Annotated in this window: 17 protein-coding genes; 7 read left to right on the forward strand and 10 right to left on the reverse strand. The window is 74.9% G+C overall.

The annotated features are described in order from the left end of the window. Nucleotides 1-3: 3 nt before the first annotated feature. The 6 genes from D7223_RS28265 to D7223_RS28290 all read right to left on the reverse strand — a co-directional run bounded on the left by D7223_RS28265 (nucleotide 4) and on the right by D7223_RS28290 (nucleotide 5799). Nucleotides 4-1332 (reverse strand): VWA domain-containing protein, encoded by a 1329-nt coding sequence (locus D7223_RS28265; RefSeq protein WP_120731928.1) that lies wholly within the window; start codon nucleotides 1330-1332, stop codon nucleotides 4-6. Next, complete coding sequence (locus tag D7223_RS28270; protein WP_120731930.1) at nucleotides 1329-2729, reverse strand: hypothetical protein; 1401 nt, start codon at nucleotides 2727-2729, stop codon at nucleotides 1329-1331. Before D7223_RS28270 ends, D7223_RS28265 begins: the two co-directional genes overlap by 4 nt. After that, nucleotides 2729-3196 (reverse strand): hypothetical protein, encoded by a 468-nt coding sequence (locus D7223_RS28275; protein ID WP_120732094.1) that lies wholly within the window; start codon nucleotides 3194-3196, stop codon nucleotides 2729-2731. Before D7223_RS28275 ends, D7223_RS28270 begins: the two co-directional genes overlap by 1 nt. Before the next feature lie 185 nt (nucleotides 3197-3381). Further along, a complete protein-coding gene (locus D7223_RS28280) occupies nucleotides 3382-4041 on the reverse strand; it encodes a response regulator (RefSeq protein ID WP_120731932.1) in 660 nt (219 codons plus the stop codon). After that, complete coding sequence (locus D7223_RS28285; protein WP_120732096.1) at nucleotides 4029-5321, reverse strand: sensor histidine kinase; 1293 nt, start codon at nucleotides 5319-5321, stop codon at nucleotides 4029-4031. Before D7223_RS28285 ends, D7223_RS28280 begins: the two co-directional genes overlap by 13 nt. Nucleotides 5322-5418: 97 nt before the next feature. Next, entirely contained in the window at nucleotides 5419-5799 is a 381-nt protein-coding gene (locus D7223_RS28290) for a YccF domain-containing protein (RefSeq protein ID WP_120731934.1), read from the reverse strand. Between the two features lie 132 nt (nucleotides 5800-5931). On the opposite strand from D7223_RS28290, the gene D7223_RS28295 reads away from it, so the two are divergent. After that, on the forward strand, nucleotides 5932-7275 hold the full coding sequence (locus D7223_RS28295) for a C39 family peptidase (protein WP_120731935.1): 1344 nt from the start codon (nucleotides 5932-5934) through the stop codon (nucleotides 7273-7275). 43 nt (nucleotides 7276-7318) lie between these two features. On the opposite strand, the gene D7223_RS28300 is transcribed toward D7223_RS28295, so the two are convergent. From D7223_RS28300 to D7223_RS28310, 3 genes are all read right to left on the reverse strand, one after another. Next, on the reverse strand, nucleotides 7319-8362 hold the full coding sequence (locus D7223_RS28300; RefSeq protein WP_120731937.1) for a sodium:calcium antiporter: 1044 nt from the start codon (nucleotides 8360-8362) through the stop codon (nucleotides 7319-7321). Next, complete coding sequence (locus D7223_RS28305) at nucleotides 8347-10224, reverse strand: glycoside hydrolase family 15 protein (RefSeq protein WP_120731940.1); 1878 nt, start codon at nucleotides 10222-10224, stop codon at nucleotides 8347-8349. Before D7223_RS28305 ends, D7223_RS28300 begins: the two co-directional genes overlap by 16 nt. A gap of 91 nt (nucleotides 10225-10315) precedes the next feature. Beyond that, nucleotides 10316-10942 carry a universal stress protein gene (locus tag D7223_RS28310; protein ID WP_158610942.1) on the reverse strand — a complete coding sequence of 209 codons (627 nt, stop codon included), beginning with the start codon at nucleotides 10940-10942 and terminating at the stop codon, nucleotides 10316-10318. 98 nt (nucleotides 10943-11040) lie between these two features. On the opposite strand from D7223_RS28310, the gene D7223_RS28315 reads away from it, so the two are divergent. From D7223_RS28315 to D7223_RS28335, 5 genes are all read left to right on the forward strand, one after another. Then, the gene (locus D7223_RS28315; RefSeq protein WP_120731944.1) at nucleotides 11041-12258 is read left to right on the forward strand and encodes a D-arabinono-1,4-lactone oxidase; all 1218 of its coding nucleotides are present in this window, start codon (nucleotides 11041-11043) and stop codon (nucleotides 12256-12258) included. Further along, entirely contained in the window at nucleotides 12255-12632 is a 378-nt protein-coding gene (locus D7223_RS28320; RefSeq protein WP_120731946.1) for a sensory rhodopsin transducer, read from the forward strand. Before D7223_RS28315 ends, D7223_RS28320 begins: the two co-directional genes overlap by 4 nt. Before the next feature lie 34 nt (nucleotides 12633-12666). Then, the gene (locus D7223_RS28325; RefSeq protein ID WP_120731948.1) at nucleotides 12667-13794 is read left to right on the forward strand and encodes an FUSC family protein; all 1128 of its coding nucleotides are present in this window, start codon (nucleotides 12667-12669) and stop codon (nucleotides 13792-13794) included. 117 nt (nucleotides 13795-13911) lie between these two features. Next, complete coding sequence (gene nhaA / locus D7223_RS28330; protein ID WP_120731950.1) at nucleotides 13912-15231, forward strand: Na+/H+ antiporter NhaA; 1320 nt, start codon at nucleotides 13912-13914, stop codon at nucleotides 15229-15231. A gap of 299 nt (nucleotides 15232-15530) precedes the next feature. Continuing rightward, nucleotides 15531-17156, forward strand: coding sequence for an ABC-F family ATP-binding cassette domain-containing protein (locus D7223_RS28335; RefSeq protein WP_120731952.1), 1626 nt, complete (start codon nucleotides 15531-15533; stop codon nucleotides 17154-17156). A gap of 36 nt (nucleotides 17157-17192) precedes the next feature. Here D7223_RS28335 and D7223_RS28340 read toward each other — a convergent pair whose 3' ends face one another. Beyond that, nucleotides 17193-18107 carry an SCO6745 family protein gene (locus D7223_RS28340; protein ID WP_120731954.1) on the reverse strand — a complete coding sequence of 305 codons (915 nt, stop codon included), beginning with the start codon at nucleotides 18105-18107 and terminating at the stop codon, nucleotides 17193-17195. A 230-nt stretch (nucleotides 18108-18337) separates the two neighbouring features. Here D7223_RS28340 and D7223_RS28345 point away from each other — a divergent pair, with 230 nt between their 5' ends. Continuing rightward, nucleotides 18338-19126, forward strand: coding sequence for an SIR2 family NAD-dependent protein deacylase (locus D7223_RS28345; protein WP_120731957.1), 789 nt, complete (start codon nucleotides 18338-18340; stop codon nucleotides 19124-19126). Nucleotides 19127-19157: the final 31 nt, after the last annotated feature.

Raw genomic sequence — 19157 nt, forward strand, 5'->3', positions numbered from 1 at the left:
CTCCTAGGTGAGGAAGCTCTTGAGTTCGGAGACGAGTTTGCGGATGTGACCGGAGATCACCGGTGTGCCCAGGTCCTTGAGGCGTTGCCGGAACCAGGGGTTGACGCTCTGACCGCCGGAGCTGGAGACCGAACCGACCGGGATGAGCCGGACGCCGGAGCGGTGCACGGCCTCGAACCCCTCGAAGACTTCCTGGGACCGCCACTCGTAGAAGTCGGAGATCCAGACCAGTACGGTGTTCGGCGGTTCGGTGATCTTGGGACGGGCGAGGGTCAGGGCCGCCGTGCCGTCCGTGCCGCCGCCGAGCTGGGTGCGTAGCAGCACCTCGAACGGGTCGTGCACCCACGGGGTCAGGTCCAGCGCCCGGGTGTCGTACGCGATCAGGTGCACGTCCACCTTGGGCAGGCCGGCGAAGATCGACGCGAGGATGGTGCAGTTGACCATCGCGTCGACCATCGACCCGGACTGGTCGACCACCACGATCAGCCGGGCCGGGGTGGTGCGCCGGGCGGTCTGCCGGTAATAGAGCCGGTCGACGTAGAGGCGCTCGTCCTCCGGGCTCCAGTTGGTCAGGTTCTGCCAGATGGTGCGGTCCAGGTCGAGGTTGCGGAACACCCGCTTCGGCGGCACCGACCGGTCGATCGTGCCGACGCTGGCCTTCTCGACCTGGGTCCGGAGCACCTCGGCGACCTCGTCGACGAACCGCCGGATCAGCGCCTTGGCGTTGGCCAGCGCCACCCCGGACAGGTTGGCCTTGTCCCGCAGCAGTTGCTCGATCAGCGACATGCTCGGGGTGAGCTGCCGGGCCAGCTTCGGGTCGGCGAGTACCTCGCGCAGGTGCATCCGGCGCACCAGATCACCCTCCAGCGCGCCGAGCGTGCCGGCGAGCGGGTCGCCGCTCGCGCCGCGCCCGCGCAGCTCGCCCGGCTCGCAGCCGAGCGCCTGCTCGAACCAGCCCGCGTCGGCCTGCCACCGGGCGAGCTGCCCGGCGTCGACCGGGCCGGTGCCGGTGGCGAACACGTTGAGCAGCACCTTCGACACCAGTGCGGCACGGCGTACCTCGTCCGCGCCGGGCGGTGCGACGGTGTCGTCGGGCGCGGCGTCGGCGTCGGCGGCCAGTAGCCCGCGCAGCTCGTCGGCGAGCGCGGGGAAGCGTTGTACCAGGGTGTCCACCGAGACGGTCGGGTCCAGCAGGGCGGCCGGCAGGCCGAGGTCCTCGACCACGGCGACGCTGGCCGACTCCAGGGCGGGCTGCTCGGTCGGGTCGAACAGCCGGGCCAGCAGCCGCCAGTAGAGCACCTGCCGTCGGTGGGAGTGCGACTGGTCGGTCATCGGCGCAGCAGCCGTCCGGCGCGTTCGGTCAGCACGGCGACCGCGTCGCCGGCCTTCGCCTCGGCCTTGGCCACCCTGGCGTCGGTGACGCCGTCGGCCCAGTCGCCGGCGTGCGCGTCGACCGGCTTGCGTTTGACGGTGGCCCGCACCCCGAGCGGTTGCAGCAGCCACCGCCCGCCGTCCCACCGCAGCAGGCCGAGGCAGGCGGTCGAGGCGGCGACCAGCGCCGGGGTGAGCGGCCCGCAGGCGGGCAGCCGGTCGACCGCCACTTCGATCCGGTGGCCGTCCAGTGCCAGCGACACCTCGTCGCCGTCGACGTGCACGGTGTGCCCCTCGACCAGCACCGGTTCGGCGATGACGGCCGGGTGCCGGTCCAGCGGCGCGCCGGCCACCGCGACGGCCGACGGCAGCAGCACCCGTGCCGCGGCGAACGGGTCGACCGGCTCGTCGGGCCGCGCCCGGTCGTCCCGCCAGAGCAGGTCCGCGCCGCGCGCCGGCAGGTCGGTGACCGTCAGGCCGCGTCGCTGCGCCAGCGCCTGCCGGAGTACGGGATAGGCCCCGAGCAGCCGCCAGACCGCCGGCCCGACGATGGTGTCCACCTTCGCGGCCCCGACGGCGGTGCGGACCAGCCGGGGCGGCCCGCCGTCGGCCGGTTCGAGGATCGCGTGGACCTGGACCTGCACGGCGGTGGCGTGCTCGTGCACGTCCACCCCGAGGGGCAGCAGCCGCCCGGAGACCGGCTCACCGGCGTCGGCGGCGGGGGTGGCGTCCTGGGCGAGCAGCATCGCCCGCGCCCAGAGGTCGCCCCACCGGCGCACCGGCGGCTGTGGCAGCGCGGCGACCGGCACGCAGGCGCGCAGCTCGGCGGCGAACCCGTCGAGCAGCACCGCGAGCCGGCGCGACGCGGGCACCGCGAGCGCGGCCTCGACCGGGGTGCCGGCCGCGGCCACCAGCTCGTGGTCGACGCCGAGCCAGCCGGCCACCGCCACCTCGTGCAGCCAGGCCCGGGCCCCGGCGCGCGGGGGAGCCGTCTCGGCGGGGATGGCCGGCGACGCCGGCGTCCACGGCGAACGGGAGCGGCCCAGGGCGGCGTCGAACTGCCCGAGCAGCGCGTCTTGCCCGGCGCCGAGCAGGGCCGCGCGTGCCCCGGCGAGGACGGCGAGGTGCTCCTCGGTCACCGAGCCGGCGACGATCTTGCCGACCGCCTCGGTGACCGCGTCGCCCAGCGGCGTGGTGGCCAGTGCGGCGGCGAGGGCGGCCAGTGCGGCGGCGTCCTCCTCACCGACCCGGGCCAGGCCCCTGGTCAGCGCGGCGTCGAGGCCGGCGACCAGGTCCAGGGCGTCGGCCAGTCCGGTCGGTGCGGTGCCGGTCAGCGCGGCGAGCTGCGTGGCGAGCATCAGCGGCCCGCCCCGGTCGCCGGGAACCAGTGCAGCTCGGGCAGGGGCGTGGTGGTGGCCGGCACCTCCAGGTAGGACAGGTGGCGCAGGAACCGGCTGAACACCACCGCGGCGGGGGTCGGCTCGTGCCGGGCGTCGAGGCCGGCGAGCAGTTCGGCGCCGCTGTCCGCCTCGGCGGCGACGTCGGCGCGCAGGTAGCGGGCGACCCGGTCGATCCCGTACTGCACGACCGCCTCGTCGGCCAGCGCCTCCAGGTGCTTGCAGGGCGCGCCGCGCAGGCCGCCGCACGGGCGGTTGTTGTTGGTGGAGCAGTGGTAGGCGTGGGTGCCGGAGGCGATCGACGAGACGTAGACCCGTTCGATGTCCGACCCGCTGGACACGACCCCCTGCAACCGCCCGTCGGCCAGCTCGACGAAGGGCACCTTCGCCAGCTTCCGGGGCCGGGCGGGTGGCACCACCCGGATCACGCTGCGCCCCGCCCATCCGGCGTGGTCCGCGTCCGCCACTTCCGACCTCCCGCCCGCCGGAGACCCCGGCGTCGCCCATGACGATGTGGACGCCGCGATGGTGCCGGCGTCTCGATGACGTCAAGGATCATGGCGTACCGGTACGACAGCCCGGCGCGGGCCACGACCGGTGGCGGTCGGGGCTGTCAGGGCGTGGCGCGCAGATAGGTCAGCACGGCCAGCACCCGGCGGTTGGTGTCGTCGCTGGGCAGCAGTCCGAGCTTGGTGAGGATGTTGCCGACGTGCTTGCCGACGGCGGCCTCGGTGACGTGCAGCCGGCCGGCGATCGAGGCGTTGGACCGGCCCTCGGCGATCAGCGTCAGCACCTCCCGTTCCCGGGGCGACAACGCGGCCAGCGGGTCACCCGGGCGGTGCAGCAGCCGGCGTACGACGTCCGGGTCGATCACCGTGCCGCCGCCGACCACGGTGCGCAGGTGGTCGACGAACTCGGCCACCTCGGCGACGCGGTCCTTGAGCAGGTAGCCCACCCGGCGGCCGTCGCCGGAGTCCAGCAGTGCCGAGGCGTACGCGGTCTGCACGTACTGGCTGAGCACCACCACGGCCAGCTCCGGCCACTCGGCGCGCAGGGCGACGGCGGCGCGCAGCCCGTCGTCGTGTCGACCCGGCGGCATCCGGATGTCGGTGACCACCAGGTCCGGCCGGTGCGCACCGACGGCGTCCACCAGCTCCGGCGCGGAGCCGACGGCGGCGCACACCTCGAAGCCGAAGCGGGTGAGCAGCCCGACCAGCCCCTCCCGCAGCAGCACCTCGTCCTCGGCGAGGACGACCCGGGTCACGGACGACACGGCAGCTCCACCCGCACCAGGGTAGGGCCGCCAGCCGGGCTGGCCAGCAGCAGCCGTCCGTTCGCCGCGGCCACCCGGTCGGCGAGGCCGGCAAGTCCGGTGCCCCGCCCCGGGTCGGCGCCGCCGTGCCCGTCGTCGGAGATCTCGACCACCAGCGTCGACCGCTCCCGGGTCAGCCGTACCTGCGCCCGGCTCGCGTCGGCGTGCCTCGCGACGTTGCTCAGCGCCTCGGACACCACGAAGTAGGCGGTGGTCTCGGTGAGTTCCGGCAGCGGCCCGTCCAGGTCGGCGTGCACGGTCACCGGGACGGTCGACTCCCCGGCCAGCTCTCCCACCGCGCCGGCCAGGCCCAGCTCGGCCAGGCTCTGCGGGCGGATGCCCTGCACGATCTGCCGCAGCAGCACCATCAGTCCGCGGGCCTGCTCGTGGGCGACGGCCAGCGGCCGGGCGGCGGGGGAGTCCTCGGGCACGTCCAGGCGGGCCAGGCCGAGCTGGAGGGACAGGCTGGTCAGCCGGGGCTGCGCGCCGTCGTGCACGTCACGTTCGATCCGGCGACGTTCGTTCTCGTACGCACTGGCCAGCCGGGTCCGCGAGCGACTCACCTCGCGCAGCGCGGTCTCGTCGCCGGTGCGTCCGAGCAGCCGGCGGGCCACCGCGGCCTGGGCGGCGGCGAGCAGCCCGAGGCCGTACCAGAGCACCGGGACGAGCAGCACCCCGACGACGGCGTACGGGGTGGCCTGGCGCGGCGTGTCCACGGTGGCCCAGGCCACGATCACGTCGTCGGCGGTCCCGGCCGCGATCGGGCTGACCACGAGCATGACGTCGAGCGCCACCAGCAGCAGCACCAGCCAGTACGCGGCCGGCACCACGGTCGCCAGCCAGACCGTGTAGCCGGCCTCCCGCCAGCCGGCGGCGGTGCTCCACCGGGCGGCCACGCCCCGCCACACCGGCGCGGGCACCGGACGGTCGTCCACCAGGCCGAGCCGCCACCGCTCCAGCGCCGCCACCGCGACGCCCACCACCGGAGCCAGCCCCACCACGGCCGAACCGGCGACGACCAGGAACACCACGAGCGGCGTCGAGGGCGGCGGTCCACCCCACTGCAGCGAGCGGAACGAGGCGGTCAGCGGCGCGACGATGACGAGCAGCCCGACGGCCAGCACCCCGGCGACGGGCGTGGTGGTGACCAGGTAGGCCAGGGCCCGCCACGGCCAGGCGGTGATCAGGTAGCCGGGGCGGCGCAGCGCCGCGGCGAGATGGGTGGGCGGGGCGGTCGTCATGCCGTCGACGCTAGTGGCGGCGCGGACGCCGGCCCAGCCGGCTGCGGCCACCCGGCCGGGTAGGGCTGGACCTACCCGGCCGAGCGTCGGCACGCCGTCACGGTGCCGGCACGACCTCCTGGCCGAGCGGCCACAGGGCGGCCGGGACCAGCTTGAAGTTCGCGATGCCGAACGGGATGCCGATGATCGTGACGCACTGGGCGACGCCGGCCAGGATGTGCGCCAGCGCGAGCCACCAGCCGGCGACCAGGACCCAGACGATGTTCGTGACGCCGGAGGCGACCCCGGCCCCCGGCTTGGTGACCAGGGTGCGGCCGAACGGCCACAGCGAGTACGACGCGAGCCGGAGCGCGGCCACCCCGAACGGGATGGTGATGATCAGGGCGAAGCAGATGAGCGCCGCGATCCCGTAGCCGATGGCGAGCACGATCCCGCTGCCGAAGATGGCCCACAGGACGTTCAGTACGAAGCGGATCATCATCCCATCATGACTACCCGGCGCCACTGCCCGTCCGTGTCGGTAGTTTTCAATCCTCGCGGATCTGGCGAAACTTCCTTGCAGACGGCACACTGACCGGTGACGATGCCTCGCCTCACCCGTGGAGTACCGATGCCCAGACCACGCCGGCGCGCGGCCACCCTCGCCGCCGTCACCGCGCTCGCCCTCCTCGGCACCATGACCCCCGCCGTCGCGGGGCGCCCGGCCCGCCCGCCCGTGACGCACGACGAGCAGATCACCTTCCAGGAGTGGTCGCGGTTCGCCGACTGGCGGCGCGGCGAGCACGACGGCACCCGGGCGGTCCCCGGCGCCCGCCCGGGCCTCACCCTCGCCCGCCCGGCCGGCACCACGCAGTACGCCGACCCGCACACCGGGACCACCCGGGACTGGGAGTACGCGACCTGGACCTCCCCGCTGACCCCGGTCGGCTTCGACGCCACCGAGCTGATCGCCTCGTGGAACGCCGACACCCCGGCCGGCACCTGGATCCAGGTCGAGATGCAGGGCAGCTACACCACCGGCGACCAGACCCCGTGGTACGTGATGGGACGGTGGGCCTCCGGCGACGGGGACATCAAGCGGACCAGCGTGAACCGGCAGGGCGACGAGTGGTCGACCATCTGGACCGACACGTTCAGCATCGACGACGCCGAGGCGGGCGTGCTGCTGCGGGCCTACCAGCTGCGGCTCACCCTCTACCGCGCGCCCGGCCAGCGGGCCGCGCCGGTGGTCCACACGCTGGGCGCGATGAGTTCCGCCGTGCCGGACCGGTTCACCGTCACCCCCAGCGCGGGGGGTATCGCCTGGGGCGTCGAGCTGCCGGTGCCGCGCTACTCGCAGAACGTCCACATCGGCCACTACCCGGAGTACGACGGCGGTGGCCAGGCCTGGTGCTCCCCGACCTCCACCACCATGGTGATCGAGTACTGGGGCCGGCGGGCCTCGGCCGAGGACACCGCCTGGGTGGACCCGACGTACCCGGACCCGACGGTCAACCACGCCGCCCGGATGGTCTACGACCACACCTACGACGGTGCCGGCAACTGGCCGTTCAACACCGCGTACGCGGCCAGCTTCCCCGGGCTGGAGGGTCGGGTGACCCGGCTGCACTCGCTGGACGAGCTGGAGCGCTTCATCGCCGCCGGTATCCCCGTGGTGACCAGCCAGTCCTTCCTCGCCAGCGAACTGGACGGGGCGAACTACGGGACCTCCGGCCACCTGTTCGTGGTGGTGGGCTTCACCGCCGAGGGAGACGTGATCGTCAACGACCCCGCCTCGGCCAGCAACGACGAGGTCCGCAACGTCTACCAGCGGGAGCAGTTCGAGCAGATCTGGCTGCGGACCAAGCGGACCAACGCCAGTGGCGGGGTCTCCGGTGGGTCCGGCGGCGTGGTCTACCTGATCAAGCCCGACCGGCACCCCTGGCCGCACGTCCCGGGCAGCACGAACTGGTGACCGTCCGGCTGCGCGGGCCGGCTCCGGTCCGCGCAGCCGGCCCTCAGAGGGCCAGCGCCAGGGTCATCGCGGTGTAGCTGGCCAGCAGCAGCACCCCCTCGAAGCCGAGCCGGCCCCACCCGCAGGCCTGCCGCACCAGCAGGCCGCCGAGCAGGATCGCGGTCATGAACAGCGCGCTGGTGGTGACGAACAGTTCCTCCCGCCCGGCGACGTGGTAGATCGAACCGCCCCGGTGGGCCACGTCGGCCACCACCAGGTTGAGGGCGTCCAGGCCGTTGCCGCCGAGCACGGCGGCGATGGCCAGCGTGGGCGCGCCCCGGCGGACGGCGGCCACGGCGGTGACCGTCTCCGGCAGCGCGTTGACCGCGCCCATCAGGATCGCGCCGACGAAACCGCTACGCAGGCCGGTGGTCGCGACGAGACTCTCCGCGGCCAGGGCGATCAGCCAGCCACCGGCGGCGACGACCAGGCCGACGGCGGCGAACCGGCTCCACAGCCAGGCCGGGCTGCGCCGGTCCAGGCCGCCGTGGGCGTGCGGGACGTCCGGCAGGGTTTCGGTGGTGGCCACCGCCTCCCACAGCGGACTGACACCGGACCGCCGGATCAGGTGCAGCCCGCCGAGGTAACAGGCCACCATGGCCACGGAGACCGGGTGCAGGCCGGCGACCGTGCCGGCCGGGGCGAAGCTGCCCAGCAGCGCCAGCGCGAGCAGGGCGATCAGCAGCACCCCGAACAGCACGTTGGACAGCGACGCGGCGACGTGTTCCAGGTTCGCGCGGCGGTGGAAGGCGTCGGCCACGGCGACCGCGGTGGTCTGCGCGGCGATCCCGCCGACCGCGTTGCTGTAGCCCAGCTCCGGCTGCGCCGAGGCGGCGGTGACCGCGGTCATCACGATGCCCGACAGCGACGTGGCCAGGCCGAAGAACACCGCGCCGAAGAACGCCTCCCCCCAGCCGGTGCGGTCGGCCAGGGTGTCGCCCAGGGTGACCAGTCGGATGCTGCCCACCACGGTGAGCGCCCCGGCCAGGGCGAACACCGCGATGCTCAGTGCGGGTGGCCAGGGCAGCGAGGTCAGGTGGGCCGGCACAGCCCCGGGTCTTCCCGGTTCCGGTCGGTCCCCGGGCTGCGCGGACCGCGCTCCGCCCAGGCGTGCAACGCGTCCCGGTCACCGGCGGCGTCCAGGTTGAGCGCTGCCTCGATCAGCGCGAGGTGGGTGAAGGCCTGCGGGTAGTTGCCCAGGGCGGTGCCGTCGGCGGCGAGCTGCTCGGCGTACAGGCCGAGGGGTCCGGCACACGACAGGAGATCGTCGAACAGGGCCCGGGCGTCGTGGCGGCGGCCGGCCAGGACCAGCGCGGAGACCAGCTCGAAGCAGCAGAGCAGGAACGCGCCCTCCTCACCGGGCAGCCCGTCGTCGACCGCGTACCGGCGGATCAGGGCGGGGGCGACCGCGAGGTCCCCGCGCACCCGCTCGATCGTGCCGACCATCCGGGGGTCGTCACCGGGCAGGAAACCGACCAGCGAGATCCGCAGCAACGAGGCGTCCAGGTCGGTCGAGTCGTAGGCCAGGACGAAGCTGCCGACGCGCTCGTCGTACCCCCGGTCGAGGATCTCGGCGTGCAGCGCGTCGCGGGCGGCCCGCCACCGTTCCACCGGCGCGTCCCGGTCGCCGAGCAGGCCGGCCAGGCGTACTCCCCGGTCCAGGCAGACCCAGGTCATGACCTTCGAGTTGACGTAGTGGCGGCGCGGGCCACGGATCTCCCACACGCCGTGGTCGGGCTCCCGCCACCGCCGCGCCATCGTGTCCACCAGCCGGCGCAGCGACCGCCACTGCTCGGCGGTCAGCTCCCCGGTGAGCTGCTGGTAGGCCAGCGCCGCGTCCAGCACGTGGCCGTACGTGTCGAACTGGACCTGCTCGGCGGCCCCGTTGCCGACCCGTACCGGGGCGGAGCCGGCGTACCCGGACAGGTGTGGCACCTCCCGCTCGGCGGCAGTGCCGCCCCGGATCCCGACCAGGGGAGCCAGCACCCCCTCCTGCGCGGCGCAGACGTCCAGCAGGAACCGCAGGTAGCGGCGGCCCTCCTCGGCGTGCCCGAGCCGGAACAGGGCCAGCAGCAGCAGCGCGGCGTCGCGGTGCCAGGTGTAGCGGTAGTCCCAGTTGCGGACGCCGCCGAGCGTCTCGGGCAGCGAGCTGGTCGCGGCGGCGAGCAGGGCGCCGGTCTCGTCGTACGACAGGCCGCGCAGCACCAGGGCGCTGTGCCGCACCTGGTCGGCGGCGAAGCCGGCGTAGTCGCTGCGCGCCGACCACTCCCGCGCGGTCCGGCAGGTCCGCTCGATCAGGGCGTCCGCGTCGCCGGCCGCCGGGTGGTCGCCGGGCGTCCCGTCGCCGTAGGCCAGCAGCAGGGCGACCGAGTGGCCCGTCGGCACGTCGGCGGCGATCAGCAGGGTGCCCCCGTCGACGGTGACCGGCAGGTCGGTGACGAGCCGCAGCGGCGTGCCGTCGGCGTGCCAGGCGTCCCCGGCCCACCGCCACCGCACCGCGCGGGCGCCGTGTCCCGATCGGGGGGTGACCCGCGCCCGCAGCCGTGCCGTTCCGCGCGCGACCGTCACCCGGCGCACCAGGACCCGGTCGGACCGGACCGGTTGCTCGGGGCTGCCGGGCCCGGCGGCCAGGCAGTCCACGCCGACGGCCGCGACGCCGGCGCCGTCCCACCGGTTCTCCACCACCAGTGTCCCGGGCAGGTAGCGGCGGGCCGGCGTGGGACAGCCGTCCACCGTCAGCGTGAAGCAGCCGCCGACGTCACGGTCCAGCAGCCGGGCCAGCACCGCGTCACCGTCGGCCGCCGGCACGCAGAACCAGTCGACCGCGCCGTCCGGGCCGACCAGGGCCGTCGTGTGGGTGTCCGACAGGAAGGCGTACGCGTCGATCGGCGGGAAGCCGCAGGTGCTCACGTGCTCCTCCCGCCGTCGGTGGCCGACCGGTCGCCGCCGCCGGACCCATGACCGGCGGGGCCGTCTACCCGCACCGCAGCGGCGGAAACGGTCACCGGTCGGCGAGCCCGCCGAGCAGCACCGCCCGGGGTGAGCGCCGGGCGAGGTCGTCGGCGACGCTGCCCAGCAGGCGGTCCCGCAGGCCGTGTCCGTGCCGGCCGACGACCAACAGGTCCACGTCGTGCGTCTCGGCCACCGCCAGCAGCGCGTCCGCCGGATGGCCGACCACCACCTCGGTGGTCGGCTCGGGCAGTTCCGCCGGCAGGGCGGCGACCCGGTCGTCGAGCATCCGACGGGTCGCCGCCCGCTCGGCCGTCGCGTCGTCGCCGACCCGGTCGGGGCTGGCCACGCTCACCAGGACCAGTTCGCTCGTGGTGCCGGCGAGCGTACGGGCGACCGCGTCCAGCGCCCGGTCGGAGTCCGGGGAGCCGTCCACGCCGACCAGCACCCGCAGGCCGCCGCGGGCGGCGCGGGGCCGACCCGGCCGGACGTCGACCTCCCGGGTCCGGGAGTGACCGCGTTCCACCGCGATCGGGATGAACAGCGGCCCGAGCAGCCCGCCGACGACGTACCAGAGCAGGTGGGCGTGGCCGCCCCGGATGACGAACCAGGCGGCGGTGACCAGGCCGACGGTGAGCCACCCGGCGACGAACAGCAGCACGGACCACGGCTCGCTCACGTCGGCTCCCGGTGCCCGGCCGCCTCGGGTGCGGTCATGCCGGGGACTACCCGGCACGAGCGGGGGTAAGCCGGCGCGTCGAGGTGCGGGAGGGCGCGATGGGGCGGTCGTTCGTCAACTGGTCGGGCAGCCTGCGCTTCACGCCGGCCGAGTTCGTCGAACCCGTCGACGAGGACCAGGTGCGCACGGTCGTCCGGCGGGCCCGGGAGAGCGGGACCACGATCCGCCCGGTCGGCTCCGGGCACTCGTCCAGCCCGCTGGTGCGTACCGACGGGATCCTGCTGGGCCTGGACCGGCTCGCCGGGGTGATCTCCGACGACGGCGACCTCGCCACCGCGTGGGCCGGCACGAAGCTCCAGGCCCTCGGCGAGGGCCTGTACGACGCCGGCCTGGCGATGGACAACCTGGGCGACGTCGACTACCAGTCGATCGCCGGGGCGACCGCCACCGGCACCCACGGCACCGGCCTGCGCTTCGGCAACCTCAGCACCCAGGTGGTCGGCGTCCGGCTGGTCACCGGCACCGGCGACACACTCGACATCGGCCCGGACCGCAACGCCGACCTGCTCCCGGCGGCCCGGCTGTCGCTGGGCGCGTTGGGCGTGGTGACCCAGGTGACCCTCGACGTGCAGCCCCGCTACGAGCTGCACCGCCGCTCGTGGTGCGCGCCGGTGGACTGGACGCTGGACCACCTCGCCGAGTTGCAGCACACCAACCGGAACATGGACTTCTACTGGTACCCGCGCAGCGACCAGACCCAGGTGCGGGTGATGAACCGGGTCGACGAGCGGCCCGACGACCGGGTCTGGGACACCCCGCGGGTGCCCGACTCCGGGCCGTGGGGGCAGCCCCGCGAGGTCCAGGTCGGGCCGACGCACCGCACCATCCCCCGGCACCGGGAGCTGCGTTTCGAGGAGATCGAGTACATGCTGCCCGCGGAGGCGTTCCCGGCCTGTTTCGCCGAGGTGCGCCGGCGGATCACGCGGCGGCACCGGCGGGTCGCGGGGTGGCGGGTGCTGGTGCGGTCCATCGCCGCCGACGACGTCTGGCTGAGCAACGCCTACGGCCGGCCGACCACCACGATCGCCTGCCTGCAGAACACCTCCCTGCCGTACGAGGAGTACTTCCGGGACATGGAGGCGGTGTTCCGGCAGTACGGCGGCCGGCCGCACTGGGGCAAGAAGCACTGGCTGACCGCCCGTGAGCTGCGCCCCCTGTACCCCCGGTGGGACGACTTCCAGGCGGTGCGGCGACGGCTCGACCCGGACGGCGTGTTCCTCGGACCGGACCTGGCCCGGCTGCTGGAGCAGGCGTGACGGCCGACGTCGGGGCGCGGACCTGGGTGGTGCCCGGCGGGCACGTCCCGTTCCCCGGCCACGGCACCGAACCGGAGTTCACCGGCTTCGACCAGCTCTGCGTGCTCAACGCCACCGACACCGAGGCCGAGCTGAGCCTGGACGTCTACTACGCCGACGCCGAGCCGGTCGGCCCGTACCGGATCCTGGTCGGCGCGCGGCGGATCCGGCACGTCCGGATCAACGACCTGATCGATCCCGAGGCGGTCCGCCTGGACCGGCCGTACGGCTGCGTGCTGCGCTCTCCGGTGCCGGTGGTGGTGCAGTTCCTGCGCCAGGACACCCGGCTGCCCGGGGTGGTCGCGCTGACCGGCACGATGGCCCACCCGGCGTGACGTTCACCGGTCGGCGCGCCGGGTATGCCCGTCCATGCCTTTCGCGGCGGAGACCCGGGTGCCGGCGGCCCTGACCGGCCGGGTCCGCGACGCCGGCCGGAACAGCTACCGCCGGTTGCAGACGTACCTGATCGTGGCCGTCCAGGCCGGCCTGGCCGCCGCGCTGTCCTGGGTCATCGCCCGGGAGGTGCTGGGCACCCCGGAACCCACGTTCGCGCCGGCGGCCGCGGTCGGTGTGATCGCCGCGGCCCTGGGCAACCGGACCCGCCGCACCGTCGAGCTGATCGTCGGTGTGATCGTCGGCATCGCCGCCGGTGACCTGCTGATCCTGGCGATCGGCACCGGCCCGTGGCAGACCGGCGTCATCGTCTTCCTGGCCGTCACCGTGGCGGCGGTGGTACGCGGCGCCGGCGCGCTGATGACCCAGGCCGGCGGTACGGCGGTGCTGGTGGCCACCCTCACCCCGACCGCGCCCGACCTGGAACTGCCCCGGACGCTCAACGCGCTCGTCGGCGGGGTGGTCGGTCTGCTGGTGGTGCTCGTGCTCGCGCCGCTCAACCCGTTGCGCACCGTGCGCCGCGTCGCCGACTCCGCCCTGGACGTCTTCGCGCGGGAGATGACCGCCTCCGCCGAGGCCCTCGCCCGGGGCGACGCCCGTGCGGCCGAGGCGGTGCTGGACCGGATGCGGGCCGCCGAACCGGAACTCGACCGGCTCGGTGAGGTCGTCGGCGCCGCCGAGGAGGTGGTCCGCTTCTCGCCGGTACGGTGGCGACGCCGCCGGGCGCTCAAGGCGTACCGCAGGGGCGTCGAGCACATGGACCGGGCGTTCCGCAACAGTCGGGCGCTGGTCCGGCGGATCGGCAGCACGCTGCGCGACGAGGAGCCGGTGCCGGCGGACCTGCCCGCGGCGATCGAGCACTACGGGGAGGCGGTCCGGCTCCTGCACCGCGAGTTCCTGGAGGCCCGGGAGCCGGTCCGGGCCCGCGAGCGGGTGCTGACCGCGGTGCGGGAGGCCGGCGAGGCGTGTCGCCAGGACATGGGGTTCTCCGGCACGATCGTGGTGTCGCAACTGCGGACGGTCGCCAACGACCTGCTCCGGGCGACCGGGGTTCCCCGGGACGAGGCCCGCCGGATGGTTCGTCGTGCGGCAGCCGGGTACTGACCACACCGGCGTCGCTCGAGGAGGCCGCCACGGCCGGCGGCGGATAGGGTTGCCGCAGGTGTGCCGGGAAGTCTGGTCGGCGATGGATGACGCGTACCCCGTCGACGAGGAGTTTTCGTGACCGACGCCACTCGGCGCCGCCCCAGCCTGTTCGCCCGCCGATCCTGGCCGGAGACGAGTCGCATCTCCGGCATCCTGCGCAAGGAGACCGTCGGCGGCGCGCTCCTGCTGGTCGGCGCGCTCCTGGCCCTGATCTGGTCGAACTCACCCTGGTCGGACGGCTACCAGGCGGTCCGCGACTTCCGGGTCGGCCCGGCCGCCCTGCATCTGGACCTCACCCTGGGCACCTGGGCCGCCGACGGCCTGCTGGCGATCTTCTTCTTCGTGGCCGGCCTGGAACTCAAGCGGGAGTTCGTCGCCGGGGACCTGCGTGATCCGCTGCGCGCCGCGGTGCCGGTGTCCGCGGCCGTCGGCGGCGTCGCCGTGCCGGCGATCCTCTACGTGGTGATCGCCGGTGCCGAGGCACCCCGGGGCTGGGCGATTCCGACCGCCACCGACATCGCCTTCGCCCTCGCGGTGCTGGCCGTGGTGGGTCGTTTCCTGCCGTCGGCGCTGCGGACCTTCCTGCTCACCCTGGCCGTCGTCGACGACCTGCTGGCCATCATGATCATCGCGGTGTTCTACACCGCCGACCTGGCGGTGCTGCCGCTGCTCGGCGCGCTGGTGCCGCTGGCGGTCTTCGGCCTGCTCGTGCAGCGGCGGGTGCGGTCCTGGTGGCTGCTGCTGCCGCTGGCCGCCGCCACCTGGGTGCTGGTGCACGAGTCCGGCGTGCACGCCACCGTCGCCGGTGTGCTGCTCGCCTTCACCGTCCCGGTCGTCCGCAGCGCCGCGGCCGGCGGCCCGGACGCCGGTCCCGGCCTCGCCGAGCACTTCGAGCACCGGTTCCGGCCGATCTCGGCCGGGGTGGCGGTACCGGTCTTCGCCTTCCTCTCCGCCGGGGTCACCGTCGGCGGCCTGGCCGGCCTGGCCACCGCGCTGTCCGACAAGGTGGCGGTGGGCATCGTGGTGGGCCTGGTCGTCGGCAAACCGATCGGCATCGTGGGCGCCACCTGGCTGGTGTCCCGCTTCACCCGGGCCCAGCTCGACCAGGGCCTGAAGTGGGTGGACGTGCTCGGCCTGTCGCTGCTCGGCGGCATCGGCTTCACCGTGTCCCTGCTCATCGGCGAGCTGGCCTTCGGTCTCGGCAGCGACCGCGACGACCACGTCAAGGTCGCCGTACTCGCCGGCTCGCTGCTGTCGGCGCTCCTGGCCACGGTCATCCTGCGCTCCCGCAGCCGCCTCTACCGCCGGGTGCACGAGGAGGAGACCGCCGACGTCGACCACGACGGCGTCCCGGACGTGTACGACGCCGCGCCCCAGGACCCGTCGCGCCAGTGAGAGCCACCGCCGGCCGGCCCGCCCACGACGGGTCGGGCCGGCCGGCGGTAATCGGCTCGGCGGCGGTTCGCGCCGCTGTTAGGGTGGAGGCGGCAGATCGGGCCGGCGACGACGTTCGCCCGGCCCCGACCAGGGAGAGCAGACGTGGCAGGTGACGACGACATCTCCGGGTGAGACCGGAGTGTCCGGCCAGCGAGCGGGCGCGCGGCAGCGCCGCCGCCGTGGCCGATTCGTCGTCCCCTGATCCCTCCGCTGGGCGGCCCCGGCGCGCGCCCACCTCACCCGCGAGGTCCCTTCCGATGTCCGACGCATCCGTCGTCTGCACCCGCCTGAGCTTCGCCTGGCCCGACGGCACCACCGTCTTCCAGGATCTGTCCTTCTCCGTCGGCGCCGGGCGCACCGGCCTGGTCGCGCCCAACGGCGCCGGCAAGACCACCCTGCTCCGGCTGATCGCCGGCGAACTCACCCCCACCTCGGGCACCGTCACCGTCGACGGCACCCTCGGCTACCTGCCGCAGAACCTGCCACTGGCCGGCGACCTGACCGCCGCCGAGGTGCTCGGCGTCGCCGCGACCGTCGCCGCCCTGCACGCCATCGAGGCCGGCGACGCCCGCGAGGAGCACTTCACCACGGTCGGCGACGACTGGGACGTCGAGGAGCGCAGCCGCGCCGAGCTGGACCGGCTCGGGCTCGGTGACGTCACCCTCGACCGCCGGCTGGACACCCTCAGCGGCGGCCAGATCGTCACCCTGGGGCTGGCCGCCCAACTGCTGCGGCGTCCCGACGTCCTGCTGCTCGACGAGCCCACCAACAACCTCGACGTCGACGCCCGGCACCGCCTGTACGCGGTGCTCCAGGAGTGGCCCGGGTCCCTGCTGCTGGTCAGTCACGACCGGGCGCTGCTGGACCGGATGGAGCGCATCGCCGAACTCGACCGGGGCGAGGTCCACTTCTTCGGCGGGAACTTCACCGCGTACGAGGAGGCGACGCAGGCCGCTCAGGAGGCCGCCCAACGGCACGTCCGCTCCGCCGAGCTGGAGATCAAGCGGGAGAAGCGGGAGATGCAGCAGGCCCGCGAGCGGGCCGAGCGACGAGCCGGCAACGCCGCGCGCAACCTGAAGAACGCCGGGCTGCCGAAGATCATCGCCGGTGGACTCAAGCGCCGCGCCCAGGAATCGGCCGGGAGGGCCGACGAGACGCACGCCGCCCGGGTCGACGACGCGCGTGCCCGCCTCGACGAGGCCAGCCGGGCGCTGCGCGACGACGCCGCGATCACCGTCGAGCTGCCCGACACGGCGGTACCCGCCGGACGCACCCTCGTGCAGGGGGAGGGGCTGCGGGTCCGCGACGTCTTCGCCGGAGGGGGCGTCGACCTGACCGTCCGGGGTCCGGAACGGATCGCCCTGACCGGCCCGAACGGCGTCGGCAAGTCCACCCTGCTGCGTCTGCTGGACGGCTCCCTGCCCCCGGACGGGGGAACGCTGCGGCGGGCCGACGGCCGGGTGGCGTACCTGTCGCAGCGCCTCGACCTGCTCGACCCCGAGCGGACGGTGGCGGAGAACTTCGCCGGGTACGCACCGGACCGGCCCCAGTCCGAGCGGATGAACCTGCTCGCGCGGTTCCTGTTCCGTGGCGCGCGGGCACACCTGCCGGTCGGGGTGCTGTCCGGCGGGGAACGCCTGCGCGCCACGCTCGCCTGCGTCCTGTACGCCGAGCCGGCCCCGCACCTGCTGCTGCTCGACGAGCCCACCAACAACCTCGACCTGGTCAGCGTCCGGCAGCTGGAGACGGCGCTCCAGGCGTACCGGGGGGCGTTCGTCGTGGTCAGCCACGACGAGGCGTTCCTGACCGAGATCGGGGTCCGGCGGTGGCTGCGGCTGGACGACGGGCGGCTGCGGGAGGTCGCCGCCCCCGACGGCGACTGACACCGCCGGGCCGGGCGGCCGGTGGTCGGTAGGGCTTCACCCGGGGCGGGTCGGCAGGGCGTTGGCGACGTCGAGCAGTCCGGCGTCGACCACCGCCCGGCTCATCGGCCGGGTCAGCTCGGCGAGGCGGGCGCACCCGTCGGCGCCGAGCACCGCGTACGCGGGCGCGGCGAGCCGGTCGGTGGCCGCCTCGATCCACTCGCGTCGTGCCCGACCCTGGTCGGTGAGGGTCGGCTCGGCACCCTCCACCAGTCCCCGGGCGCGCAACCGCTCGACCGTGTCGGCCCACTGCTCGGCGGTCCAGCCGCGGGTGCGACGCAGGAACGTGACCGGCACCGCACCGGACGCGGCGTGCAGCACCAGTGCCTCCGTCCCGGTCAACCCGGCCAGCACCAGCGCGGCGACGTGCCCGTCGCCGCGGAACTCCCGCAGGACCGTCTGGGCCTGCCAGAGGACCAGGTGCGGCTGCTCCGGCCAGGGCAGCGCGGCGTGGGCGGCGGCCAGCGGCCGTCCCTCGGGGTACCCGGCGGCGGACTCGGCGGCCCGGCGGGCCAGGCCGGCGGCCTCGACCATGTCGGGGCCGTGCACCGCGTCGCCGAGCGCACGGGTCAGGGCGGCGTCGGCGGCCTCCAGCCGGGCGGCCAGCACGGCGGCCGGGGTGGTCCGCGTCCAGGCGGCCGGCAGCACCCGGGCGACGAGGTCCGGGTTGAAGTTGAAGAAGCTGGCGGCGACCGGGGCGGGACCGACCGGCCCCAGTGCGGCGGCGCGGGAGGCGAAGTAGCCGGCCGGCTCCGGGATGCCGAGGGCGGCGTACCGCTGGTGCGCCTCGGGCACGAAGTAGATCATCGCGTGCAGCGGCTCGGTCACCCGCCAGGCGTGCCGCGCCGCGGCCGGGTCGAGCGCCGCCGGCTCGGGCCAGTCGGGGACCGTCACGTCCGTCGCGTCCGTCATCCCGCCGCCTCTCGTCGAGCACGTTACCGACCGGTAGCCTCCCATGCCGGGCGGCGGCGTGTCACGCGCCGGCCGGCGGACTGCACCAGCACGGACCGGATCGGGTCGACGGCGAGTCGGTGGATCGGGGTAGCGTCGGGGACCGTGACCGCATCCAGGATCGCCGTCGCCACCGCGGCCGACCGTCCACCGGTTCCGGGTCACCGGCCGGCCCCGCCGGAGCGCGACAGGTGAGCGCCGACGCGGTGGGTCGGGCCGCGGACCTGCTCCGGCGGGCCCGGCGGGTGGTGGTCTTCACCGGGGCGGGGATGTCCGCCGAGAGCGGCGTGCCGACCTTCCGGGACGCGCTGACCGGCCTGTGGCAACGGTACGACGCCCAGACGCTCGCCACCCCGGCGGCCTTCCACGCCGATCCCGACCTGGTGTGGGGCTGGTACGAGTGGCGACGCGCCGCCGTCCGGCGGGCCCGGCCGAACCCCGGGCATCTCGCCGTGGCCACGATCGAGGCCCGGGTCCCGGACTCCGTCGTGATCACCCAGAACGTCGACGACCTGCACGAGCGGGCGGGCTCACCGGCCCCGCTGCACCTGCACGGCAGCCTGTTCGCGCCCCGTTGCGCGTCCTGCGCCCGGTCCGCCCCGGAGCCGGACGGGCCGCCGGAGGAACCGGCGGACGGCCGACGGACGCCACCGCCCAGGTGCGCGGGGTGCGGGGCGGCCGTCCGCCCGGGCGTGGTCTGGTTCGGCGAGGCGTTGCCGGGGCAGGCGTTGGAGGCGGCCGTCGAGGCGGCCGCCTCGTGCGACCTGCTGTTGACCGTGGGCACCTCCGGCCTGGTTTACCCGGCCGCCGAGATTCCGCAGGTGGCGTCCCGGTTCGGTGCCGTGGTGGTCCAGGTCAATCCGCGGGAGACGCCGCTGGACGCGGTGGCCGAGGTGAACCTGCGCGGCCCGGCCGCCCGGCTGCTGCCCGCCCTGGTCGACGCCACCTGGGACGGGACCGGACCGCAGCCGGCGGACTGACCCCGCGCCCGATGCCCGATCGGGGGCCTGC

It is taken from the genome of Micromonospora endolithica (genome assembly GCF_003626595.1).
Taxonomy (GTDB): Bacteria; Actinomycetota; Actinomycetes; order Mycobacteriales; family Micromonosporaceae; genus Micromonospora; species Micromonospora endolithica.

Excerpts from the sequence above, each read along its gene's own strand:
- D7223_RS28285 (WP_120732096.1), bottom strand. The coding sequence starts at position 5,321 with ATGACGACCGCCCCGCCCACCCATCTCGCCGCGGCGCTGCGCCGCCCC.
- D7223_RS28335 (WP_120731952.1), top strand. The coding sequence starts at position 15,531 with ATGTCCGACGCATCCGTCGTCTGCACCCGCCTGAGCTTCGCCTGGCCC.
- D7223_RS28290 (WP_120731934.1), bottom strand. The coding sequence starts at position 5,799 with ATGATCCGCTTCGTACTGAACGTCCTGTGGGCCATCTTCGGCAGCGGG.
- D7223_RS28265 (WP_120731928.1), bottom strand. The coding sequence starts at position 1,332 with ATGACCGACCAGTCGCACTCCCACCGACGGCAGGTGCTCTACTGGCGG.
- D7223_RS28340 (WP_120731954.1), bottom strand. The coding sequence starts at position 18,107 with ATGACGGACGCGACGGACGTGACGGTCCCCGACTGGCCCGAGCCGGCG.
- D7223_RS28295 (WP_120731935.1), top strand. The coding sequence starts at position 5,932 with ATGCCCAGACCACGCCGGCGCGCGGCCACCCTCGCCGCCGTCACCGCG.
- D7223_RS28315 (WP_120731944.1), top strand. The coding sequence starts at position 11,041 with ATGGGGCGGTCGTTCGTCAACTGGTCGGGCAGCCTGCGCTTCACGCCG.
- D7223_RS28325 (WP_120731948.1), top strand. The coding sequence starts at position 12,667 with ATGCCTTTCGCGGCGGAGACCCGGGTGCCGGCGGCCCTGACCGGCCGG.
- D7223_RS28270 (WP_120731930.1), bottom strand. The coding sequence starts at position 2,729 with ATGCTCGCCACGCAGCTCGCCGCGCTGACCGGCACCGCACCGACCGGA.